Raw genomic sequence first — 18,870 nt, forward strand, 5'->3', positions numbered from 1 at the left:
GTGTTCGCGAACTATCTGATCGGTCTGCGCGAGGGCCTTGAAGCCAGCCTGGTCGTCTGCATCCTGGTCGCCTACCTGGTGAAGACCGAGCACCGCGAGGCTCTGCGGCCGATCTGGATCGGCATCGCCGTCGCGGTGCTGATCTCGCTCGGTTTCGGCTTCGGCCTGGAGTACGGCTCGCAGGAGATGACGTTCAAGGCGCAGGAGGCGCTGGGCGGTTCGCTGTCGGTCGTGGCCGTGGTCCTGGTGACCTGGATGGTCTTCTGGATGCGGCGCACGGCACGGCATCTGAAGACGGACCTGCACGGCAAGCTGGACTCGGCGCTGCTGATGGGCACCGGGGCGCTGGTGGCCACGGCGTTCCTGGCGGTCGGCCGGGAGGGCCTGGAGACCTCGCTGTTCGTGTGGACGTCGGTGCATGCGGCCGGTTCCGAGGACGGCACGTTCAGGCCGCTGCTCGGCGCGCTGCTCGGTCTCGCGACGGCGGTGGTGCTCGGCTGGCTGTTCTACCGTGGCGCGCTGCGCATCAACCTGGCCAAGTTCTTCACCTGGACCGGCGGCATGCTGGTCGTCGTCGCCGCGGGTGTGCTGGCGTACGGCTTCCATGATCTCCAGGAGGCCGACTTCCTGCCGGGCCTGACGAACAAGGCCTTCGACATCAGCGGTGCCATTCCGCCGGACAGTTGGTACGGCACCCTCCTCAAGGGCGTCTTCAACTTCCAGCCCGACCCGACCGTCCTCCAGATCACGGTGTGGGCGCTCTATCTGATCCCGACGCTCGCGATTTTTCTCGCCCCGGTAGGGTTCGCCTCCGGGAAGGGGAAGGTGAAGACACCTGATGAGCAGGGATCGCAGGGTTCGCGGGGATCGCAGCACTCGAAGACTCCGTAGTCGCAGTCGATTCGCCCTGGCAACGGGCGCGGTGACGGTTCTGTCCTTGACGGCGAGCGGCTGCATGGTGGTGCACGGGGAGCGGGAGATCGTGCCGACGGCGACCCGGACGGAGGCCGCCCGCGCGCTCAGCGACTTCACCACCGCGTACAACAAGGCGGACAAGGCGTACGACCGCTCGCTGGACGCCGGCCATGTCACCGGCCCGCTCTCCGACATCGACGGCGCGAAGCTGGACGCCGGGCACGAGAACAGCCCGGCCGGCAACCCGGCGCCCGCTCCGCTGGAGCTGACCGACGCGAAGTTCACCATCCCCGAGAAGGCGGGCTGGCCGCGCTGGTTCCTGGCGGACACTCAGGCCAACAAGGGCTCGGGCGACACCCGTTGGCTGCTGGTGTTCACCCGGGGCAGCGCGAACGACGTGTGGCAGGCCTCGTATCTGACCGTCCTGGCCACCGACGACGTACCGGAGTTCGAGAAGGACGCGGACGGCTGGGCGCAGCCGGTCACGGCGGACGACGCGGCCCTCGCGGTCGCGCCGGACAAACTGGGCCAGGCGTACGCGACGTATCTGGCGAGCGGCGGCGACACCTTCGCGCCCGGCGCCCACACCACCGAGTGGCGGGCCCTGCGCGAGAAGAACGCGAGCAAGCCGGGCCTGGCCCGGCAGTACGTCGACGAGCCGCTCAACTCCGGTGACTACGCCCCCGTCGGGCTGCGCACCACGGACGGCAGCGCGCTGGTCTTCTTCACCACCCGCCACTACGAGAAGCAGACCGCCGCACAGGGCGTCGACCTCAACGTCACCGACGCGAACATCAAGGCCCTGATGACCGGCGAGCTGAAGCAGTCCCTCACGCTGGAGTTCGTCTCCAACGAGGCGGTGCTTGACCCGGCGAAGGGGTCGGGGGACCAGCAGGTGGAGTTCCTGAGCCGGGTGCAGGGGCTGACGGGGGCGAAGGGCGAGTAGCCCCGGCCCCGCAGGGGTTCAGCCCCGGTGGGGCCAGGCCGCCAGTTGGTCCGAACCGTCTCCCACGTAGCGGGCACAGGCGTCGGTCAGCATTTCGAGGATGGTGAGCGGGTCCGGCAGAGGGTGCTCGGGGCCCCGTACCCAGTCGACCGTCAGATCACCGGGGAGCTGGGCCGGCGGCACGAGGACGTAGGACCCGCGACAGTGCCAGCGCAGCCCCGGGTGCTCGTCCATCGTCTCGGGGTGGCAGTCCAGCTCGCAGGGCCACCACTCGTCCGGGTCCTCGGGCGTACCGCGGGTGGCCGTGAAGAAGAGCATCCGGTCGGCGCCGGACTGGGCGACGGGTCCGACCTCGATCCCGGAGGCCAGCAGCCGCTCCAGCGCCTCGCGCCCCGCCTCCAGCGGCACGTCCAGGACGTCGTGCACCATGCCGGTCGCGGTGATGAAGTTGGCCCGCGGCTGGTGGCGGGCCCAACGCTCGATCTGGGCGCGGTCGGTGGTGGACTGCGTCTGCCAGGCGAAGGAGATGGGGTGGCGCGCGGGGGTGGGACAGCCCACGCGGTCACAGGAACACCGGTACCCGGAGGGGTACGCGGCCTGCGCGAGCGGCAACCCGGCTGCGGCAGCGGCGAGCAGCAGGGCTTCACGCCCGCTGCCGTCGTCGGCGGTCTCCTTGGGGCGGCGGCCACGCAGCCACTGGGAGATCCTGCCCTGCGCGCCGGAGCGGCTGCCGGACTCTGCGCTCATGTATCGCCTCGCCTCGCCGTAGTGGCCACGTGTTGCGTCCTGCCCATGGTCCCACCATCCTGCGCCCCAGGTGGCCAGAGCTGACATCCGGGGTGGGCGGGGGCGATGCGCCTGTGGCAGGAATCAGGCATGTTCGCGCCTTTTGGTGTGATATATGTCGCCGCCATCCCGCGTTGAGCGGCTGCCGGTCAGCGCGGGGCGAGGCCGTGGAGGGCGTAGTCGACGAGGGCGTCCGTGTAGGCGTAGTCGATCGGGCCGGTGCGCTGGAGCCAGCGCTGGGCGAGCGGGGAGACCCAGAGCTCCAGGGCGATGCGCAGGTCGACGCCCTGGCGGACCTGGCCGACGTCCTGGGCGGAGCGCAGCCGCTTCACATACAGCTGGAGCTGGGGTTCGAGGAGTTTCGTCACGAACTCGACGCCGACCTGCTCGTTGACGACACCCTCGGCAGCCAGCGCGCGCGAGGGGATCTCGAACTTGGGGTCGAGGAGCTCGTCGACGGTGCCGCGCAGGACCAGCTTGAGGTCGGCCTCCAGATCGCCGGTGTCCGGGATCTCGTACGCCGCCTGCTCCCCCAGGATCTCGGGCCGGGACGCGGCCTCCGCCGCCTGGGCACTGAGATCGATGAACGCCTCCAGGAGCACGTCCGCCTTCGACGACCACCAGCGGTAGATCGTCTGCTTGCCGACGCCGGCGCGGGCGGCGATGCCCTCGATGGTGGTCTTCGGATAGCCGACCTCGCTGACGAGGGAAAGGGCGGCGTCATAGATGGCGCGGCGGGACCTCTCGCTGCGGCGGGTGGAGTCGGGGGTGGGTTTGGTTGGGGACGGGGCGGGATTACCCAAGGACTGAGAGGGCTTCTGGACCATGGGGTGAATTTACCAGGTTGACAAGACGGTGCGTCTCGCTGGACAGTGGTAGGTATCTGGCGAGACGAATCGTCTCGCCGTGAACCGAAGAGGGAGACCCGAGATGAGCCGAGGCGGAAACATGCTGGGCGTCGGCGGAGGCCGCAGCAACCTGGGCCGCAAGGCGCTGCGCGGCGGGGGCCGGGGCAAGCAGGTCGGCGTGAGCCAGGACCCCCAGGCTCAGAAACGTGAACTGCTGCGCAAGCTGCAGGAAGAGCGCCGCAGTGCGGAGGAGCAGAGTTAGTCCCCCTGAAGCGGAGTCAGCCTCCCTGGGGCGGAGTCAGTCCCCCAGGGACGGAGTCAGTCCCCCTGGGGCGGCGGCCATGCGTCGCCCCAGACCGCGTCGCGGGCCGCCTTGTACAGGAGCCCGTGGCGCTTGCTGACCGTTTCCCGGCGGAGGGAGGGCTCGGTCTCGCACAGGTCCAGGAGCACCTGGCCCTTGCGGATCTGCGGCTTGCGGACGACGCGGGACGGAGCCGGGGCCGACGGGAAGCGGGTCGCGGCGACATAGCTGAACTTCTCGTCCTCGTACGGCAGGGAGCCGCCCTTGACCTGGCGGTGCAGCGAGGAACGGCTGACCCGGGCCGAGAAGTGACACCAGTCCTCGCCGGGGACGATGGGGCAGCCCGCGCTGTGCGGACAGGGCGCGGCGACCTGGAACCCGGCGCCGGTCAGCCGGTCGCGGGCCTCGATGACACGGGCGTAGCCGTCCGGGGTGCCCGGCTCGATAATCACGACGGCCTGGGCGGCGGACGCGGCGGCGTCGACGACGTGGGCGCGGTCGGCGTCGGTCAGTTCGCCCAGGACGTAGGAGACGGTGACGAGAGCGGTGCTCTCGATGGTGAGCGCTGCTCCGATACGAGAGCGGTGCCACTCGGCGGACTTCAACTCCGGGTTCGCCGCGGCGATTTCCCGGCCCAGCGCGAGCGCCGGTTCCGCCCAGTCGAGCACCCTGACCGGGCGCGTGCCCTCCCAGGTCGCGTTCACCGCCCAGGTCGCCGCGCCGGTGCCGCCGCCGACGTCCACGTGGCTGTCCGGCGCCCAGCCGGGGGCCGCGTCCGCGAACGCGTCCAGCGCGGTGCGTACCGCCTCGAAGGTCGCGGGCATCCGGTACGCCGCGTACGCGACCACGTCCGAGCGGTCGCGCAGGACCGGGGTGTGCGTCGGGGTGCGACCCCGGTAGTTCGCGATCAGCCGCTCCACCGCCTGCGTGGCCGCCTTCGGGGGGAGGCCGTCGAGAAGGCCGGCGAGGGCGGTGCGGAGGGTTTCGGCGGGGGCGGTCACGTCGTGATTCTACGGTTGGTGGGGTGGGGGTTGGTTTCTTCGCCCCCGCCGCCCCTGCCCGTCCCGTTTCTGGGGACTGCCGCCCCCAGACCCCCGCTGTCGGCCTGAACGGCCTCGTCCTCAAACGCCGGACGGGCTAAAGGGGTTCAGCCCCTCCGGCGTTTGAGGAGCGGGGGTGCAGGGGGCGGCGCCCCCTGGCGGGGTCTGGGGCGGAGCCCCAGAAACAAGGGACGGGCAGGGGCGGAGGGGGCGAAAAAACTCCCCCTCAAGCCCCCCGCACCGCCCGGGCCATCCGCGTCCCCGCCGCCGCCCGCGGCCCGTTGTCGGCCGGCCGGCGCCGCGGATGCACCGTGTTCGCCAGCAACACCACGAACGTGTCCGTCGCCGGGTCGAGTACCAGCGACGTCCCCGTGAACCCCGTATGGCCCGCGGCACCGCGCCCCGCGAGGTCGCCCATGAACCAGGCCTGGTCGAGGGCGAAGCCGAGGCCGGGCGGGGTGAGCATGAGTTCGACGAAGTCGGGGCCGAGGATGCGGGCGGGGCCGTAGGAGCCGCCGGCGAGGAGGGTGCGGCAGAAGACGGCGAGGTCGCGGCCCGTGGAGAAGAGGCCGGCGTGACCCGCCACACCGCCGAGGGCCCAGGCGTTCTCGTCGTGGACCACACCCCGCAGCATGCCCCGATCGGCCTTCGCCCACGGCCACCGCTGGTCCTCCGTGGCCGCCGCCCCGGGACACGGCCCGAAGCCCGTGGCCGTCATCCCGAGCGGCCGGGTGATCCCGTCACGCACGAGGACGTCCAGCGTGCGCCCGGTGACGCGCTCGAGGACATGCTGGAGGAGGAGCAGGTTCACGTCCGAGTAGACGTACTCCCCCGGCTCCGACTCGGGCGCCTCCGCCCGGAGCATCGCGAGCCGCGCCCGGTCGTCCGGGCAGCTGTACAGCGCGACTTCGGGCCGCAACCCGGAGGTGTGGGTGAGCAACTGCCGTACGGTCAGGCCGTGTTCGACGACCGCGCGGAAGTCCGGCAGATACGCGCCGACACGCGCGTCGATACCGAGCGTGCCCCGCTCCAACTGCTGCACCGCGGCGACCGCCGTGAACAGTTTGGTGAGGGAGGCCAGATCGAAGGGTGTGTCGACGGTCGCGGGCACCCGTGCCCCGGGCGGCAGTTCGACCCCCGTCTCCGCCTCCTGGTCGTACGACGCGTAGCGGACCGCCCACCCCGCCGCCTCCTCGACGGCGATGACCGGACCGCGCCCGGCGACCAGGACGAGGCCCGCCGCCCAGGGGTCCGCCCCGCCGGTGAGAGCGCGTACCTCCCGTACGAGGTGCTTCAGTTCTCCGGGGTCGAGCCCGGCCCGTTCCGGTGAGTCGATGCGCAGTCTCGGCGCGCTCAGCTGTCCGCCGCCTTTCCGTCCGATGTGCGTCATCCCCCGCTCTCGGCTCCGATCGAGCGGGGGGACCCCCATTGCCAGGGACGGCACAGTCCCACGAAGCAGGCGGCGGCCACCAGTACCGCCACCAGTTGGACGACGGCCATCGGGACGGCCGTGTGCTCCCCGGCGATGCCGACGAGGGGCGAGGCGATCGCACCGATGAGGAAGGAGGAGGTACCCAGGAGCGCGGAAGCGGAACCCGCGGCGTGCTTGACCCGCATCAGGGCCATCGCCTGGGTGTTGGGCATGGCCACGCCCATCGCCGACATCAGCACGAACAGCGCGGCGGCGACCGGAACGAGCCCGGGCTCGCCGAAGACACCCGTGGACATCAGCAGCAGCGCGGTCGCGGCGAGCGTGACGACCGCCAGGCCGACGGCGAGAACTTTGTCGAGACTGACCCGGCCGACCAGGATCTTGCCGTTGATCTGGCCGACGATCACCAGGCCGACGGAGTTGATGCCGAAGAGCAGGCTGAAGGTCTGCGGGGAGGCGCCGTAGATCTCCTGGATCACGAAGGGCGAGGCGGAGATGTACGCGAACAGCGCGGCGAAGGTGAAGCTGCCCGCGAGCATGTAACCGGTGAAGACCCGGTCGGCCAGCAGTCCGCGCATCGAGCGCAGCGCCTCGGCCACGCCGCCGCTGTGCCGGTCGGCGGGCGCGAGGGTCTCGGGCAGCCGGAACCAGACGACCGCCGTCAACGCGATACCGACCCCGGTGAGGACCACGAACACACCCCGCCAGTCGGTGATCCGCAGGATCTGCCCGCCGATGAGCGGCGCGATGACCGGGGCGACGCCGGAGATCAGCATGAGGGAGGAGAAGAAGCGGGCCATCTCCACGCCGTCGTACAGATCGCGGACGACCGCCCGCGCGATGACGATCCCGGCCGCGCCCGCCAGGCCCTGGGCGAGGCGGAAGGTGACGAGGAGTTCGATGTTCGGGGCGGTGGCGCACACCGCGGTGGCCAGGATGTAGATGAGCAGGCCCACGAGCAGCGGCCTGCGCCGTCCCCATCGGTCGCTCATCGGGCCGACGACCAGCTGCCCGAGCGCCATGCCCGCGAGGCAGGCGGTGAGGGTGAGCTGCACGGTCGCGGCGGGGGCGTGCAGGGATCTGGTGACCTCCGGCAGCGAGGGGAGGTACATGTCCATCGCCAGCGGGGGTGTGGCGGTGAGGCCGCCGAGGATCAGGGTGACGAGGAGTCCGGTGCGGCGGAGGGCGGCGGTGCCGCGTGCACCGGGCAACGCGGCGACGACCGTGTCCGATATGCGCCCCTCCCCGCCTTCCCGTCCCTCCCGGCCCTCCTGCTCCCGCGCGGTAGTGCCACGCTCGGGCATGCGCCCCTCCCTCTCCGAGTGATTCGCCACCTATGCTCTCAGTTCGAACAGCGTGTTCGGGGCCATGGAGGCCGCAGAGGTCACAGAGGGTCACAGAAGTCACAGGGGTCACAGAGCGAGGGGCCGGAGATGGCAGTGGATCGCGTGCGGTGGGGGATTCTGGCGACGGGCGGGATCGCCGCGGCGTTCACGGCGGACCTGGTGGACCTGCCGGACGCCGAGGTGGTGGCCGTGGCCTCGCGGACGGACGCCTCGGCGAAGGCGTTCGCGGAACGGTTCGGGATTCCCAGGGCGTACGGGGACTGGGCCTCGCTCGCCGAGGACGCGGACGTGGATGTGGTGTACGTCGCCACCCCGCACTCGGCGCACCGGGCCGCGGCCGGGATGTGCCTGGAGGCGGGGCGTCATGTGCTGTGCGAGAAGGCGTTCACGCTGAACTCACGGGAGGCGGAGGAGCTGGTCGCACTCGCGCGCCGGCACGACCGTTTCCTGATGGAGGCCATGTGGACGTACTGCAATCCGCTGATCCGGCGGCTCAAGGCGCTCGTCGAGGACGGTGCGGTCGGTGAAGTGCGCACGGTCCAGGCCGACTTCGGGATAGCCGGACACCTCTTGCCGGGGGCGAGGAATGGGACACTGCCGCCCTCGCACCGGCTGCGCGACCCGGCGCAGGGCGGTGGCGCGCTTCTCGATCTGGGGGTCTATCCGGTGTCGTTCGCGCAGCTGCTGCTCGGGGAGCCCTCGGACGTTGTCGCGAGAGCAGTGCTCTCCGACGAGGGCATCGATCTCCAGACTGGAGCAGTGCTCTCCTTCGAGAGCGGCGCTCTCGCTTCGGTGCACTGCTCTCTCACCGGTGGCACGCCCACCGCCGCCTCGGTCACCGGCTCCGAGGGCCGCATCGACGTCCCGGACGGTTTCTTCTTCGCGGACCGCTTCGTCCTGCACCGTGACGGCCGCGACCCCGAGGAGTTCACGGCCGACCCGGCACACGGCCCCCGCAACAGCCTCAAACACGAGGCCGCCGAGGTCATGCGCGCCCTGCGAGCCGGCGAGACCGAGTCCCCGCTGGTCCCCCTCGACGGCACCCTCGCCGTGATGCGGACGCTCGACGCGATCCGGGACCGCATCGGCGTCCGCTATCCCTCGGAGACGAACTGATCAGAACCGAACCGATTCAGAGCCGACCCGAACCGATTCAGAGCCGAACCGAACCGATCGGAGCCGAGCCGAACCGATCGGAGCGAGCCGATCAGAGCCGAACCGGCCGGGGATCAGGCAGGCTTGAGGCCCTGGTCGCCCACCTCCGTCACGAACGACGCCGCCGTCGTGATCGGAGCGCCCGGCGTCGACACCCCGGACACCGTCTTGAAGTCCGCCCGCGCCGCCTCCCGCCCCAGCTCGACCGTCACATAGCCGCGCCGCCCGTTGTAGAACTTCATGTGCGGGTTGGCCCCGGTGTACGTGTCCCAGGTGGTGGGCCTGTCGGCGCCGTCCCTGCCGCTGGAGATCGACGTGGCGACGATCTCCGTACCGAGCGTCGCCGACGACGGGTCGTCGAAGTCGTCCTTGATGTCGTAGGCGTACGCCACGTGCACATCGCCGGTGAGGACCATCAGGTTCTCGATCCCGGCCGCCTTCGCCCCGTCCAGGACGCGCCGGCGCGAGGCGCGGTAGCCGTCCCAGGCGTCCATCGACAGCCGGGCGACCGGAGCGATGTCCAACTTCCGCTGGGCGAAGTTGACCTGCTGCGGGACGACGTTCCACAGCGCCGGTGAGCCGCGCCAGCCGTCGAGCAGCCATCGCTCCTGCGTCTCACCGGTCATCGTGCGCGCCGGGTCGTCGATCTCGGGGCCGGGGAGGTCGAGTCCGTCGCCGTACGCCTGGTCGGAGCGGTACTGCCGGGTGTCGAGGATGTCGAACTGGGCGAGCCGGCCCCAGCCCAGCCGCCGGTAGAGCTGCATGTCGGGCCCCGCCGGCTGCTGCGGTCGGCGCAGCGGCTGGTTCTCCCAGTACGCGCGGTACGCGGCGGCGCGGCGCAGCAGGAACTCCTCCGGCGGTACGTCGTTCTCGGGGATGTCGTCGGCGTAGTTGTTCTCGGTCTCGTGGTCGTCCCAGGTGACGACGAAGGGGTGCGCGGCGTGTGCGGCGCGCAGGTCCGGGTCGGACTTGTAGAGGGCGTACCGCAGGCGGTAGTCCTCCAGGGTCAGGGTCTCGTGGTTGAAGAGGGCGGGGATGACCCGGTCGGTGTAGTTGCGGTAGCCGCCGACGGAGTTGACCGCGTACTCGTACAGGTAGTCGCCGAGGTGGAAGACCACGTCGACATCGTCCTCGGCGAGATGGCCGTACGCGGTGAAGTAACCGTCCGTGTAGGACTGGCAGGAGACGGCGGCGAAGGTGAGGGCCGACGCCTGGGTGTGAGGGGCGGGCGTCGTGCGCGTGCGGCCCGTCTCGCTGATCCAACCGCCCGTCCGGAAGCGGTAGTAGAAGACCCGGTCGGCGGCGAGGTGGCCGACCTCGACATGCACGGTGTGGTCGAACTCGGGGTGTGCGGTGGCCGTTCCGCGTCTCACGATCCGGCGGAAGCGGTCGTCGTGGGCCAACTCCCAGTGCACGGTGACGCGTTCGGCGGGCAGACCGCCGTCGGGCTGGTACGGGGCCGGCGCGAGCCGCGTCCACAGGAGGACGGAGCCGGGCAGCGGATCGCCCGAGGCGACCCCGAGCGTGAAGGGGTCCTCGGTGATTTTCGAGGCGTCGAGTTCGGCGGCGCTCGCCACGCCCGCGGTCGGCAGGTTGACGGCGAACGCCACCGCGGCGGCCGCCGCGGTGTGGGTGAGGAAGCTGCGGCGGCCGATGTGGCGGGCGACGGCGCGGAGTTCGGGGGTGTGCTGCGACGGATGCGTGTGGGCTGCGGATGTCATCTGGCCCTCCCCTGACGGTGGTGGTGCCTGCCATTGGAGTGGTCGCGATCAACGTCAGCTTGGCGCGTACACAACAGCAGGATGGCGGACGCGTGAGTTCCGCATGACGGAGTCCGCCCGGGGCCTCCCGTACGCTGCGGGGCCATGAATGCCATGCAAACGAAGATCGCGGTGGTCACCGGAGCAGGATCGGGCATCGGACGTGCCGTGGCCGTGGAACTGCTGCGCACCGGCTGGTCGGTGGCGCTCGCCGGACGCCGGCCTCAGCTGCTGGACGAGACGGCCGCCCTCGCCCCCGAGGGGCCCTCCATCGCCGTACGGACCGACGTCGCACGCCCCGACGACGTCGAGGCCCTCTTCGCGGCCGTGCACGACCGCTTCGGGCGGCTCGACCTGCTCTTCAACAACGCCGGCACGTTCGGCCCCGGCGGCGTCCCGTTCGAGGAGCTGCCGTACGAGGCCTGGCGGCACGTCGTGGACACCAACCTCAACGGGGCGTTCCTGTGCGCGCAGGCGGCGTACCGGCAGATGAAGGGGCAGGACCCGCAGGGCGGCCGGATCATCAACAACGGCTCGATCTCCGCGCACACCCCGCGCCCGCACTCGGCCCCGTACACGGCGACCAAGCACGCGCTGACCGGACTGACCAAGTCACTGTCCCTGGACGGGCGTCCGTACCGGATCGCCTGCGGTCAGATCGACATCGGCAACGCGGCGACCGACATGACCGAACGCATGCGAACCGGAACCCTCCAGGCGAACGGGGAGACGGCGGTCGAGCCGGTGATGGACGTGGCCGACGTGGCGCGCACCGTGCGGCACATGGCGGAGCTGCCCCTGGAGGCGAACGTGCAGTTCGCGACCGTGCTGGCGACGGCGATGCCGTACGCGGGGCGCGGCTGAGAGGGCCGCGCAGGCCCGCGCCCGCCGCGTCACATCCTCAACCTGCACAAACGGAAGCTGAACCTCCGGACCATAAAGGCCGGTGGCGGGCATATGCTCAACCTCTCCTCCATCAGAGCTTCACACTTGGAGCGCAGGACTTCGGTACGGCCACGGTGTACACCACGGTCCGCGCCGAGGGGGGAGGAGCAGCCGTCCGCGGCCCGGAGGGGGCGGACCTCGCGCAGGACCGCGGGGTATGCACCGGGCCTCGGACGGCTGCTACCGCACATCTGCCGGCCGACGGTGGCCGTCGCCACCCCGCACGCGCACACGGTGGTTGCCCACCACGCACACGTCGCTCAACGGCGGTGGTTGCCCCGCTCGAGGGCGATGGTTGCCGCACCACACACACCACTCAACGGCGGTGGTTGCCGCCCCCGGATCCGCGTCCGCGGTTGCGCAGGGCGAGTGTGCCGCCCGCGAGCAGCGCCACCGCTCCCCCGGCCCCGCCCGCCATCCCCCACGAGGACTTGTTCGCGGCGCTGGAGGCGGAAGCGCCTGCCACCCCCTGCCGTGCGGGCGTCGCGCTCGCACCGCCCGTGCCACCCGCACCGAGCGGCTCGACCAGCGTGCCCACGGACTTGGCCTTCGTGCCCTCCCCGAACCCCCAGTCCAGCAGCGCGGCCGTCTCCTCGTAGACGCCACCGCCGCCGCTCTTCGGGTGCAGCACGGTGACGAGGAGGGTCCGCCCGTCGCGGGTCGCGGCGCCTGTGAAGGTGTTGCCGGCGTTGCTCGTATAACCGTTCTTGACACCGATCAGGCCGTCGTACACCGCCACGCCGTCCGCGCCGGTCAGCAGGCGGTCGGTGTTCTGGATCTGGAAGGTCTTCTTGCCGCCGGCCGGGAAGTCCGCGGTCCTCGTCGCGCAGTAGGCGCGGAAGTCGGCGTCGGCGAGCCCGTGCCGGGCGAAGAGCGTCAGGTCGTACGCCGACGACAGCTGACCCTCGTGGTCGAAGCCGTCGGGGCTGACCACCTTGGTGTCCAGGGCCTGTAGATCCTCGGCCTTGGCCTGCATCTGCGCGACCGTCTCGTCGACGCCGCCGTTCATGTGGCTGAGCACGTGCACGGCGTCGTTGCCGGAGCGCAGGAAGACGCCGAGCCACAACTCCTCGACGGTGTACGTGATTCCGGCCCGGACGCCGACGAGGCTGGAGCCGGAGGGGATCCCCGCCAGGTCGGCGGCGGTCACCGTGTGCTTCTCGGTCCGCTCGAACCTGTCCAGCACGGTGTCCGCGAACAGCATCTTGAGGGTGGACGCGGGCGCGAGGCGCCGGTGCGCGTCGTACGAGGCGAGCACCTCGCCGCTGTCGTGGTCCGCGACGAGCCAGGAGCGGGCGGTGAGCCCCTTGGGCAGACCGGAGGCGCCACTCACCTGAACACCGCCGCGGGTGAGCCGCTCACCGCCGATCGTGGTCGCGGCGGCAGCGGGGACGGCCGCGGCAAGCGGAACGGCAGCCGCGGCGAGGCCGAGGGCGGCACGACGGGAGAGCCGGGTGGAATCACGCACCCCGGGACCGTACAGAGGCAGTCTGTGACACCACACGGCGGGGTGACAAAGAAAATCCACCGCGTTCCCAAAGGGAGCGCAAAGGCAACGGACGGGAACGCGCCGACGACGCGTGCGCGACATGCCGAAAGAGGCGCGGACCCGCCCCGTACACCCATCCACCGTCCCACCGGGAGATACGTACCGGACGGGCCCGCCGTTCTTCACCAAGAAGCCACTCAACAGGCACTACCTGGCAGTCACCCCTAGGGAACTTAGGAATCAGCTGTCTGATGAAATATTGATATCGGGCCTCACATTCTCAGCCCTTACACATCCCTTACTCAGCCTGACTCAAAGCTTCCGTCCATAGCTTGTGGCCGCGCCCACAGCGGGCGCCAAGAACCTTTGAGGAACGGGATGTTTGGCATCTATCTCAAGCGTGAGCTGAGCCGGCGCAAGAAGGCGGCCCTGGTCATCGCCCTGGGTCTGGCGCTCGGTATTGCGCTGGTCATCACCGTCAACTCGGTGTCGGCCGGCATGACGCAGGCCCAGGACAAGGTCCTGACCTCGCTGTACGGGCTCGGCACCGACATGACGGTCACCAAGGCACAGGCAGCACCCACGGACGGAGCGTCGGGCCGGCCCAAGTTCGACTTCAACGCAGGCTCGGACAGCAGCGAAACCCAGAGCTCGGACCGCGTGATGCCTCAGGGCGGGCAGGCCCTCAAGGCCTCGCTCGTCACCGAGGTCGCCGATCAGGCGGGCGTGGCGAGCGCGGTCGGCGCGCTGAGCCTGAACGTCACCAAGGTCGACGGCTCCTTCACCCAGGGCACCGCGGAGTCCGCGGCGCCCTCCGGCCAGGGCGGCGGTGCCGGCCAGGGCGGCGGCCAGCCCCGCGTACAGGGCGGCGGCGCGTCCTTCGACGTGAACTCGTACACCGTCGCGGGCGTCGACGTCACCAACCAGGATCTCGGCCCGCTCGCCACGTCGAAGATCACCACGGGCACGACCTTCACGACGGCGCAGTCCAACTCCAAGGTCGCGGTGGTCAGCGCGTCGTACGCCAAGGAGAACGAGCTCACCACCGCCAAGACGATCACGATCTCGGACACCAAGTACGACATCATCGGCATCGCGACACCGGACAGCAGCGAGTCGACCACCGACGTCTACCTGCCGCTGAAGCAGGCACAGACGCTGGGCGACTCGGCCGACGAGGTCACCACCATCTACGTCACCGCGACCGACTCGAAGCAGATCGACACGGTCAAGGCGGCCATCCAGAAGAACATCTCGGGTACGACGGTCACCACCTCCGCCGACCTCGCGGACACCGTCTCGGGTTCGCTGTCCACCGCCTCCAACCTCGCGACCAGCGTGGGCAAGTGGCTGTCCATCGCGGTGCTCATCGCCGCGTTCCTGGTGGCGGCGCTGCTCACCTCCTCCGCCGTCTCCCGCCGGGTGCGTGAGTTCGGCACCCTCAAGGCGCTCGGCTGGCCGTCCCGCAAGGTCACCCGGCAGGTCGTCGGCGAGTCCATCGTGAACGGTCTGATCGGCGGCGCGCTCGGCATCGCCATCGGTCTCGGCGCGGCGTACACCGTGACGGCGATCAGCCCGACGCTGACCGCGGAGCTCGGCTCCACGGCCGGCGCGGGTGGAGGCGGCGGCGGTCGCATGGGCGGCGGCGCCCAGCAGGCGGCCACCAACACCATGGACATCGCGCTCTCCGCACCGGTCTCGCTCACCACCATCGCGCTCGCTGCGGGCCTGGCCATCGCCGGCGGTCTGATCGCCGGCGCGATGGGCGGCTGGCGCGCCTCCCGGATGCGCCCGGCGGACGCGCTGCGCAGCGTTCAGTAACAGGCCCTCGGGCAACCGGCCTTCGGGTCGGCCCCTTGAGCTGGGGCGCCGCGTCCGTTCCCCCCGGGTCGCGGCGCCCCGCCCCCCTTTCCTCACCTCACCTCACCTGCTTCATCTTCGGAGAACTCATGTACAAGCTCACCGGCGTCACCAAGCGCTACACGCGGGGCAAGGACACGGTGGAGGCGCTGCGCGGCATCGACCTCACCATCGAGGACGGCGACCAGCTCGTCATCCAGGGCCCCACGGGTGGCGGCAAGTCCACCCTGCTGCAGATGATCGGCGGCCTTGACCGCCCTTCCTCGGGCAGCGTCGAGCTGGACGGCGTGGACCTCGCCTCCATCAGCGAGGCCAAGCTGACCCGGCTGCGCGCCGAGAAGATCGGCATCATCTTCCAGTCGTTCAACCTCATCCCGACCCTGACCGCGCAGGAGAACGTCGAGACGGCGCTCGTCCCGCTCGGCGTGAAGCCCAAGGAGCGGCGCGAGCGGGCCGCCGAGGCGCTGGCCTCGGTCGCCCTCGGCGACCGGCTGACCCATGCGCCGTCGGAGCTGTCCGGCGGCCAGCAGCAGCGTGTCGCCATCGCGCGTGCCCTGGTCAAGAAGCCGAAGGTGCTCCTCGCCGACGAGCCGACCGGCAACCTCGACGAGGGCACCCGCGACGACATCATGGGCCTGCTCGACGGGCTGTGGCACGAGTACGGGCTGACTTTCATCATGGTCACCCACGACTCGTCCATCGCCCGCCGTGCGCCGCGCCTCGCGACCATCAAGAAGGGGCAGATCTCACTGAAGGAGCAGGGCGGCCCGGCACGGCACGCCGCGGCTCCGACTCCCCAGCAGTTCGTCCAGTAGCCGTTCGGCGGTCCCTGGGGCCGCTTACCGTCCGAGAACCCGGTCGACCTCGGTCAACTGCTCGGCGGTGAGCGGCCCTTCGGCGATCGCGCCCGCGTTCTCCTCGACCTGGGCGACCGAGCGGAAACCGGGGATCGGGACGGTACGCGGGCTGCGCGCCCAGATCCAGGCGAGGGCGCCCTGCGCGAGCGTACGGCCGTTGCTGGTGAGGATGTCCCTGAGGGCGTCGACCCTGGCGAGCCAGTCCGGGTCTGCGCCGCTGCTCTCGTTGAAGCCCGGCAGCCAGGCGGGCGGCGCGTTGCGGATGTCGCCCGCTTCGAGGGCGCGCCCCGGCGCGTGCTTGCCGGTCAGCAGACCCATCGCGAGCGGGCTGCGGTTGATGCTCGCGAGGTTCGACTCCTCGCAGAGCGCCAGGAGTTCGGGGGCGTCCTGGAGGATGTTCAGACAGTGCTGTACGGCGGCGCAGTGCTCGCCCGCCGCGAAGACCGCCGCCCGCTCGGGGTCGTCGGTGCTCCAGGCGTACGCGCGGATCAGCCCCTCGCTCACGAACTCCTCGCAGGCGTCGCGGAGTTCGACGGCGCGGTCAGGGTCGGCGTCGGAGATGTGCAGTTGGTAGAGGTCGATGTAGTCGGTGTCCAGGCGGCGCAGGGAGGCGGTCAGCGCGCGTCGGGCGTACGCCGGTGAGTCGTCACTCCCGAGCGCGACGCGGCGCTCCTCGTCGATCAGGTTGCCCCACTTGGTGGCGACGACGACATCGGCGCGGCGCTTGCCGAGGGCGCGCGCGAGAACCCGCTCGCTGTGCCCGGTGCCGTACGCGTCGGCGGTGTCGAAGAACGTCACGCCGAGGTCGAGGGCGCGGCGTACGGCCCGTACGGACTCCTCGTCGTCGACCTTGCCCCAGCCCAGGGGCTGCCCGTCGGGGGTCCCCCACTCGCCGCCGATCGCCCAGCAGCCGAAGCCGAGGGCGCTGACCTCGATGCCGCTGCGGCCCAGTGTCCTGTGGTGCTCGAAGGTCTCCATAGTGTGGACGCTAGGAGTTGGAGTGCACGCAAGGGCAAGACCCTGGCGGCGAGTTGTGACGCAGGGCGCGCGCCCGAGCGCCCGGCCGCGAGTGGTGACGGTCTAACCCCGGCGGCGGGTGGTGACGGTCGAACCCCGCCCGCGAGTAGTGACGGTCGAACCCCGCCCGCGGGTTGTGACGGTTGGTTACGCCTGACCCGTCTCGAAGCGGGAGATCCTGCCGCCGTCGTCGACGGTGAAGCTCCACCTCGTCTTCATCTCGCCCCAGGCGTCGTTGCTGTAGCGGGCGATGAGGGAGCGGCCGCCCTTGGACTCGTTGTCCACGTCCATGTGGCCGTGCGAGGAGAAGATCTCCCGGTCGGTCCAGTCGGCGAGGTCACGGTCGGAACCGTCGTCGGACATAGTGGCGCCCGAGGCGAGAACGGCCTGGAAGGCGTCGCGGTCGTGGGCGTTCACAGCGGTGACGAACGCCCGGACGGCCGGGTCGCTGAGTTTGGCTACCTGAATCGTCATGCCAGCCAGACTCACACCGCTGTCCGGGGGCCGCCACCCGAACGGCGGCACGGGCGCGCCGGGTGGGGGTTATCGGTGCGACGGTGGAGGTCCCTCCACCCCGTCCGTTCCGGGAGTAACCGTGACCTGTTTCGACCGACGTGATCTGGGACTGCTGCTGCTCCGCCTGGGCACCGGCGGCGTGCTGGCCGCGCACGGGGCGCAGAAGCTGTTCGGCTGGTTCGGCGGGGGCGGGCTCCGGAACACCGGGATGGCCATGGAGTCCATGGGCTACTCACCCGGGAGGACGAGTGCGACGGCGGCGGGGCTCGCCGAGGCGGGCGGCGGCGCACTGCTCGCGCTGGGCCTCGCGACCCCCGCGGCCGGGGCGGCGGCGGCCGGCGCGATGGCGGGCGCGGCGGCGGTGCACGTGCCGAACGGGTTCTTCGCGCAGGGCGGCGGCTACGAGTACGCGGCGAGCCTGGGCCTGACGGCGGCGGGTCTCGCCGTGACGGGACCCGGCAGGCTCTCCCTCGACCAGGTGCTGGGGCACGCGGTGAACCGCGGCTGGATGGTGCCGGCCGCGCTGGGCGTGACGGCGGCGGTCACCGCGGCGGTCGTGGGCGCACGGAACCAGCGGGTACGGAAGGCGGCGGAGGGCGAGCAGGAAACGCTGTTCGACGAGTAGGCGTCCGGACTCGACGAGTAGGCGTCCGGCCGCCGTCCCAGGGGTGCTCCCGGGGGTGGCAAGCTGCTCGCATGGCTGACCGCGCTGCCGAAGACGCTGAAAATGCTGAAAACGCTGACGACGCTGACGACGTCGTCTGGGACTCGATCGACCGCCTGCACACCTGGCTGGACACCAACCAGGCAGTCGCCGGGCGGGAGTTGCTGCTCCTGCGCATGCTGAAACTCTCCGAGGAGGTCGGCGAGGTCGCGCAGGCGGTGATCGGCGCGACCGGCCAGAACCCTCGCAAGGGGACGAGCCACACCTGGGACGACGTACGGTCCGAACTCTGCGACGTCGTCATCACGGCCCTGGTGGCCCTGCGCACGCTGGCTCCGGACGCCCGCGAGGTCTTCACCGCCCACCTGGCCGAGGTCACGGAGCGCTCACTCGGCCCGGCCCGGACCCCGTGACCCACACAGCAGACGCCGCGAAGGTGACCCGCCTGTGCGGCACCCGTGCGGCACACTGAGCCTCGTGCTGATCATCCTCGGCGGCCTTCCCGCCACCGGAAAGACGACGCTCGCCCGGCTCCTCGCCCTCCGCACAGGGGCGGTCCACGTCCGCGTCGACACCATCGAACAGGCCTTGGTCCGCTCGGGGTTGACCACCCACCCGGTCGGCCCGGCGGGCTACGTCGTCGGGTACGCCCTCGCCGAGGAGCACCTCAGGCAGGGGCACACCGTGATCGCCGAGTCGGTGAACCCACTGCCGGTCACCCGGGCCGCCTGGCGCGAGGCGGCCGCCCGGGCCGGCGTGACCGCCGTCGAGGTGGAGGTGGTCTGCTCGGACCCCGCCGAGCACCGCGAGCGTGCGGCGACCCGCGTGACGGACATCCCCGGTCTACCGCTGCCGGACTGGGGGCAGATCGCGCGTATCGCCTACGAGCCGTGGGACGGCGGGCAGTTGACCGTCGACACGGCGGGCCGGACCGAGGAGGAGTCCCTGGCGGCTCTGCTCCGCGGCCTGCCGGGCATCAGGGCTTGAACGCCC

Annotated in this window: 19 protein-coding genes; 10 read left to right on the forward strand and 9 right to left on the reverse strand. The window is 71.0% G+C overall.

The window, feature by feature from the left end; translation table 11 throughout:
* Together efeU and ACIPC1_RS01860 are read left to right on the forward strand one after the other, a co-directional pair.
* Complete coding sequence (gene efeU, locus ACIPC1_RS01855; protein ID WP_402512418.1) at positions 1–891, forward strand: iron uptake transporter permease EfeU; 891 nt, start codon at positions 1–3, stop codon at positions 889–891.
* On the forward strand, positions 839–1,861 hold the full coding sequence (locus ACIPC1_RS01860) for a hypothetical protein (RefSeq protein ID WP_402512420.1): 1,023 nt from the start codon (positions 839–841) through the stop codon (positions 1,859–1,861). The genes efeU and ACIPC1_RS01860 overlap by 53 nt, the downstream gene beginning before the upstream one ends.
* An 18-nt stretch (positions 1,862–1,879) precedes the next feature.
* Here the strand turns inward: ACIPC1_RS01860 and ACIPC1_RS01865 are convergent, their stop codons facing one another.
* Both ACIPC1_RS01865 and ACIPC1_RS01870 read right to left on the reverse strand, forming a co-directional pair.
* Entirely contained in the window at positions 1,880–2,608 is a 729-nt protein-coding gene (locus ACIPC1_RS01865; RefSeq protein ID WP_402512422.1) for a bifunctional DNA primase/polymerase, read from the reverse strand.
* A gap of 188 nt (positions 2,609–2,796) precedes the next feature.
* Positions 2,797–3,474, reverse strand: coding sequence for a TetR/AcrR family transcriptional regulator (locus tag ACIPC1_RS01870; RefSeq protein ID WP_402512424.1), 678 nt, complete (start codon positions 3,472–3,474; stop codon positions 2,797–2,799).
* A gap of 103 nt (positions 3,475–3,577) precedes the next feature.
* Here ACIPC1_RS01870 and ACIPC1_RS01875 point away from each other — a divergent pair, with 103 nt between their 5' ends.
* Positions 3,578–3,757 (forward strand): DUF6243 family protein, encoded by a 180-nt coding sequence (locus ACIPC1_RS01875; protein ID WP_384384776.1) that lies wholly within the window; start codon positions 3,578–3,580, stop codon positions 3,755–3,757.
* 56 nt (positions 3,758–3,813) lie between these two features.
* Here ACIPC1_RS01875 and ACIPC1_RS01880 read toward each other — a convergent pair whose 3' ends face one another.
* From ACIPC1_RS01880 to ACIPC1_RS01890, 3 genes are all read right to left on the reverse strand, one after another.
* Complete coding sequence (locus ACIPC1_RS01880; protein WP_402512426.1) at positions 3,814–4,797, reverse strand: small ribosomal subunit Rsm22 family protein; 984 nt, start codon at positions 4,795–4,797, stop codon at positions 3,814–3,816.
* A gap of 265 nt (positions 4,798–5,062) precedes the next feature.
* On the reverse strand, positions 5,063–6,226 hold the full coding sequence (locus tag ACIPC1_RS01885; RefSeq protein WP_402512428.1) for a serine hydrolase domain-containing protein: 1,164 nt from the start codon (positions 6,224–6,226) through the stop codon (positions 5,063–5,065).
* Positions 6,223–7,572: a multidrug effflux MFS transporter gene (locus ACIPC1_RS01890; RefSeq protein ID WP_402512430.1), complete on the reverse strand. Its 1,350-nt coding sequence runs from the start codon at positions 7,570–7,572 to the stop codon at positions 6,223–6,225. The genes ACIPC1_RS01885 and ACIPC1_RS01890 overlap by 4 nt, the downstream gene beginning before the upstream one ends.
* Positions 7,573–7,701: 129 nt before the next feature.
* Here ACIPC1_RS01890 and ACIPC1_RS01895 point away from each other — a divergent pair, with 129 nt between their 5' ends.
* Positions 7,702–8,730 (forward strand): Gfo/Idh/MocA family protein, encoded by a 1,029-nt coding sequence (locus ACIPC1_RS01895; protein WP_402512431.1) that lies wholly within the window; start codon positions 7,702–7,704, stop codon positions 8,728–8,730.
* 113 nt (positions 8,731–8,843) lie between these two features.
* Here ACIPC1_RS01895 and ACIPC1_RS01900 read toward each other — a convergent pair whose 3' ends face one another.
* Positions 8,844–10,490: an alkaline phosphatase D family protein gene (locus ACIPC1_RS01900; RefSeq protein ID WP_402512433.1), complete on the reverse strand. Its 1,647-nt coding sequence runs from the start codon at positions 10,488–10,490 to the stop codon at positions 8,844–8,846.
* A gap of 144 nt (positions 10,491–10,634) precedes the next feature.
* On the opposite strand from ACIPC1_RS01900, the gene ACIPC1_RS01905 reads away from it, so the two are divergent.
* The gene (locus tag ACIPC1_RS01905; protein ID WP_402512434.1) at positions 10,635–11,393 is read left to right on the forward strand and encodes an SDR family oxidoreductase; all 759 of its coding nucleotides are present in this window, start codon (positions 10,635–10,637) and stop codon (positions 11,391–11,393) included.
* Between the two features lie 397 nt (positions 11,394–11,790).
* Here the strand turns inward: ACIPC1_RS01905 and ACIPC1_RS01910 are convergent, their stop codons facing one another.
* The gene (locus ACIPC1_RS01910) at positions 11,791–12,942 is read right to left on the reverse strand and encodes a D-alanyl-D-alanine carboxypeptidase family protein (RefSeq protein WP_402512435.1); all 1,152 of its coding nucleotides are present in this window, start codon (positions 12,940–12,942) and stop codon (positions 11,791–11,793) included.
* Positions 12,943–13,341: 399 nt separating this feature from the next.
* Here ACIPC1_RS01910 and ACIPC1_RS01915 point away from each other — a divergent pair, with 399 nt between their 5' ends.
* Both ACIPC1_RS01915 and ACIPC1_RS01920 read left to right on the forward strand, forming a co-directional pair.
* Positions 13,342–14,784 (forward strand): ABC transporter permease, encoded by a 1,443-nt coding sequence (locus ACIPC1_RS01915; RefSeq protein WP_402512436.1) that lies wholly within the window; start codon positions 13,342–13,344, stop codon positions 14,782–14,784.
* A gap of 128 nt (positions 14,785–14,912) precedes the next feature.
* Complete coding sequence (locus ACIPC1_RS01920; RefSeq protein WP_402512437.1) at positions 14,913–15,638, forward strand: ABC transporter ATP-binding protein; 726 nt, start codon at positions 14,913–14,915, stop codon at positions 15,636–15,638.
* A gap of 24 nt (positions 15,639–15,662) precedes the next feature.
* On the opposite strand, the gene ACIPC1_RS01925 is transcribed toward ACIPC1_RS01920, so the two are convergent.
* Both ACIPC1_RS01925 and ACIPC1_RS01930 read right to left on the reverse strand, forming a co-directional pair.
* A complete protein-coding gene (locus ACIPC1_RS01925) occupies positions 15,663–16,658 on the reverse strand; it encodes an aldo/keto reductase (protein ID WP_402512438.1) in 996 nt (331 codons plus the stop codon).
* 186 nt (positions 16,659–16,844) lie between these two features.
* A complete protein-coding gene (locus tag ACIPC1_RS01930; protein WP_402512439.1) occupies positions 16,845–17,171 on the reverse strand; it encodes a nuclear transport factor 2 family protein in 327 nt (108 codons plus the stop codon).
* A gap of 121 nt (positions 17,172–17,292) precedes the next feature.
* On the opposite strand from ACIPC1_RS01930, the gene ACIPC1_RS01935 reads away from it, so the two are divergent.
* The 3 genes from ACIPC1_RS01935 to ACIPC1_RS01945 all read left to right on the forward strand — a co-directional run bounded on the left by ACIPC1_RS01935 (position 17,293) and on the right by ACIPC1_RS01945 (position 18,864).
* The gene (locus tag ACIPC1_RS01935; protein ID WP_384384014.1) at positions 17,293–17,838 is read left to right on the forward strand and encodes a DoxX family protein; all 546 of its coding nucleotides are present in this window, start codon (positions 17,293–17,295) and stop codon (positions 17,836–17,838) included.
* Between the two features lie 71 nt (positions 17,839–17,909).
* A complete protein-coding gene (locus tag ACIPC1_RS01940; RefSeq protein WP_402512441.1) occupies positions 17,910–18,290 on the forward strand; it encodes a MazG-like family protein in 381 nt (126 codons plus the stop codon).
* A gap of 64 nt (positions 18,291–18,354) precedes the next feature.
* The gene (locus tag ACIPC1_RS01945) at positions 18,355–18,864 is read left to right on the forward strand and encodes an AAA family ATPase (RefSeq protein WP_402512443.1); all 510 of its coding nucleotides are present in this window, start codon (positions 18,355–18,357) and stop codon (positions 18,862–18,864) included.
* Positions 18,865–18,870: the final 6 nt, after the last annotated feature.

It is taken from the genome of Streptomyces sp. NPDC087263 (genome assembly GCF_044744645.1).
Classification (GTDB): domain Bacteria; phylum Actinomycetota; class Actinomycetes; order Streptomycetales; family Streptomycetaceae; genus Streptomyces.

Excerpts from the sequence above, each read along its gene's own strand:
- ACIPC1_RS01925 (WP_402512438.1), bottom strand. The coding sequence starts at position 16,658 with ATGGAGACCTTCGAGCACCACAGGACACTGGGCCGCAGCGGCATCGAG.
- ACIPC1_RS01885 (WP_402512428.1), bottom strand. The coding sequence starts at position 6,226 with ATGACGCACATCGGACGGAAAGGCGGCGGACAGCTGAGCGCGCCGAGA.
- ACIPC1_RS01865 (WP_402512422.1), bottom strand. The coding sequence starts at position 2,608 with ATGAGCGCAGAGTCCGGCAGCCGCTCCGGCGCGCAGGGCAGGATCTCC.
- ACIPC1_RS01920 (WP_402512437.1), top strand. The coding sequence starts at position 14,913 with ATGTACAAGCTCACCGGCGTCACCAAGCGCTACACGCGGGGCAAGGAC.
- ACIPC1_RS01915 (WP_402512436.1), top strand. The coding sequence starts at position 13,342 with ATGTTTGGCATCTATCTCAAGCGTGAGCTGAGCCGGCGCAAGAAGGCG.
- ACIPC1_RS01940 (WP_402512441.1), top strand. The coding sequence starts at position 17,910 with ATGGCTGACCGCGCTGCCGAAGACGCTGAAAATGCTGAAAACGCTGAC.
- ACIPC1_RS01905 (WP_402512434.1), top strand. The coding sequence starts at position 10,635 with ATGAATGCCATGCAAACGAAGATCGCGGTGGTCACCGGAGCAGGATCG.
- ACIPC1_RS01870 (WP_402512424.1), bottom strand. The coding sequence starts at position 3,474 with ATGGTCCAGAAGCCCTCTCAGTCCTTGGGTAATCCCGCCCCGTCCCCA.
- ACIPC1_RS01890 (WP_402512430.1), bottom strand. The coding sequence starts at position 7,572 with ATGCCCGAGCGTGGCACTACCGCGCGGGAGCAGGAGGGCCGGGAGGGA.
- ACIPC1_RS01930 (WP_402512439.1), bottom strand. The coding sequence starts at position 17,171 with ATGACGATTCAGGTAGCCAAACTCAGCGACCCGGCCGTCCGGGCGTTC.
- ACIPC1_RS01895 (WP_402512431.1), top strand. The coding sequence starts at position 7,702 with ATGGCAGTGGATCGCGTGCGGTGGGGGATTCTGGCGACGGGCGGGATC.
- ACIPC1_RS01875 (WP_384384776.1), top strand. The coding sequence starts at position 3,578 with ATGAGCCGAGGCGGAAACATGCTGGGCGTCGGCGGAGGCCGCAGCAAC.
- ACIPC1_RS01860 (WP_402512420.1), top strand. The coding sequence starts at position 839 with ATGAGCAGGGATCGCAGGGTTCGCGGGGATCGCAGCACTCGAAGACTC.
- ACIPC1_RS01900 (WP_402512433.1), bottom strand. The coding sequence starts at position 10,490 with ATGACATCCGCAGCCCACACGCATCCGTCGCAGCACACCCCCGAACTC.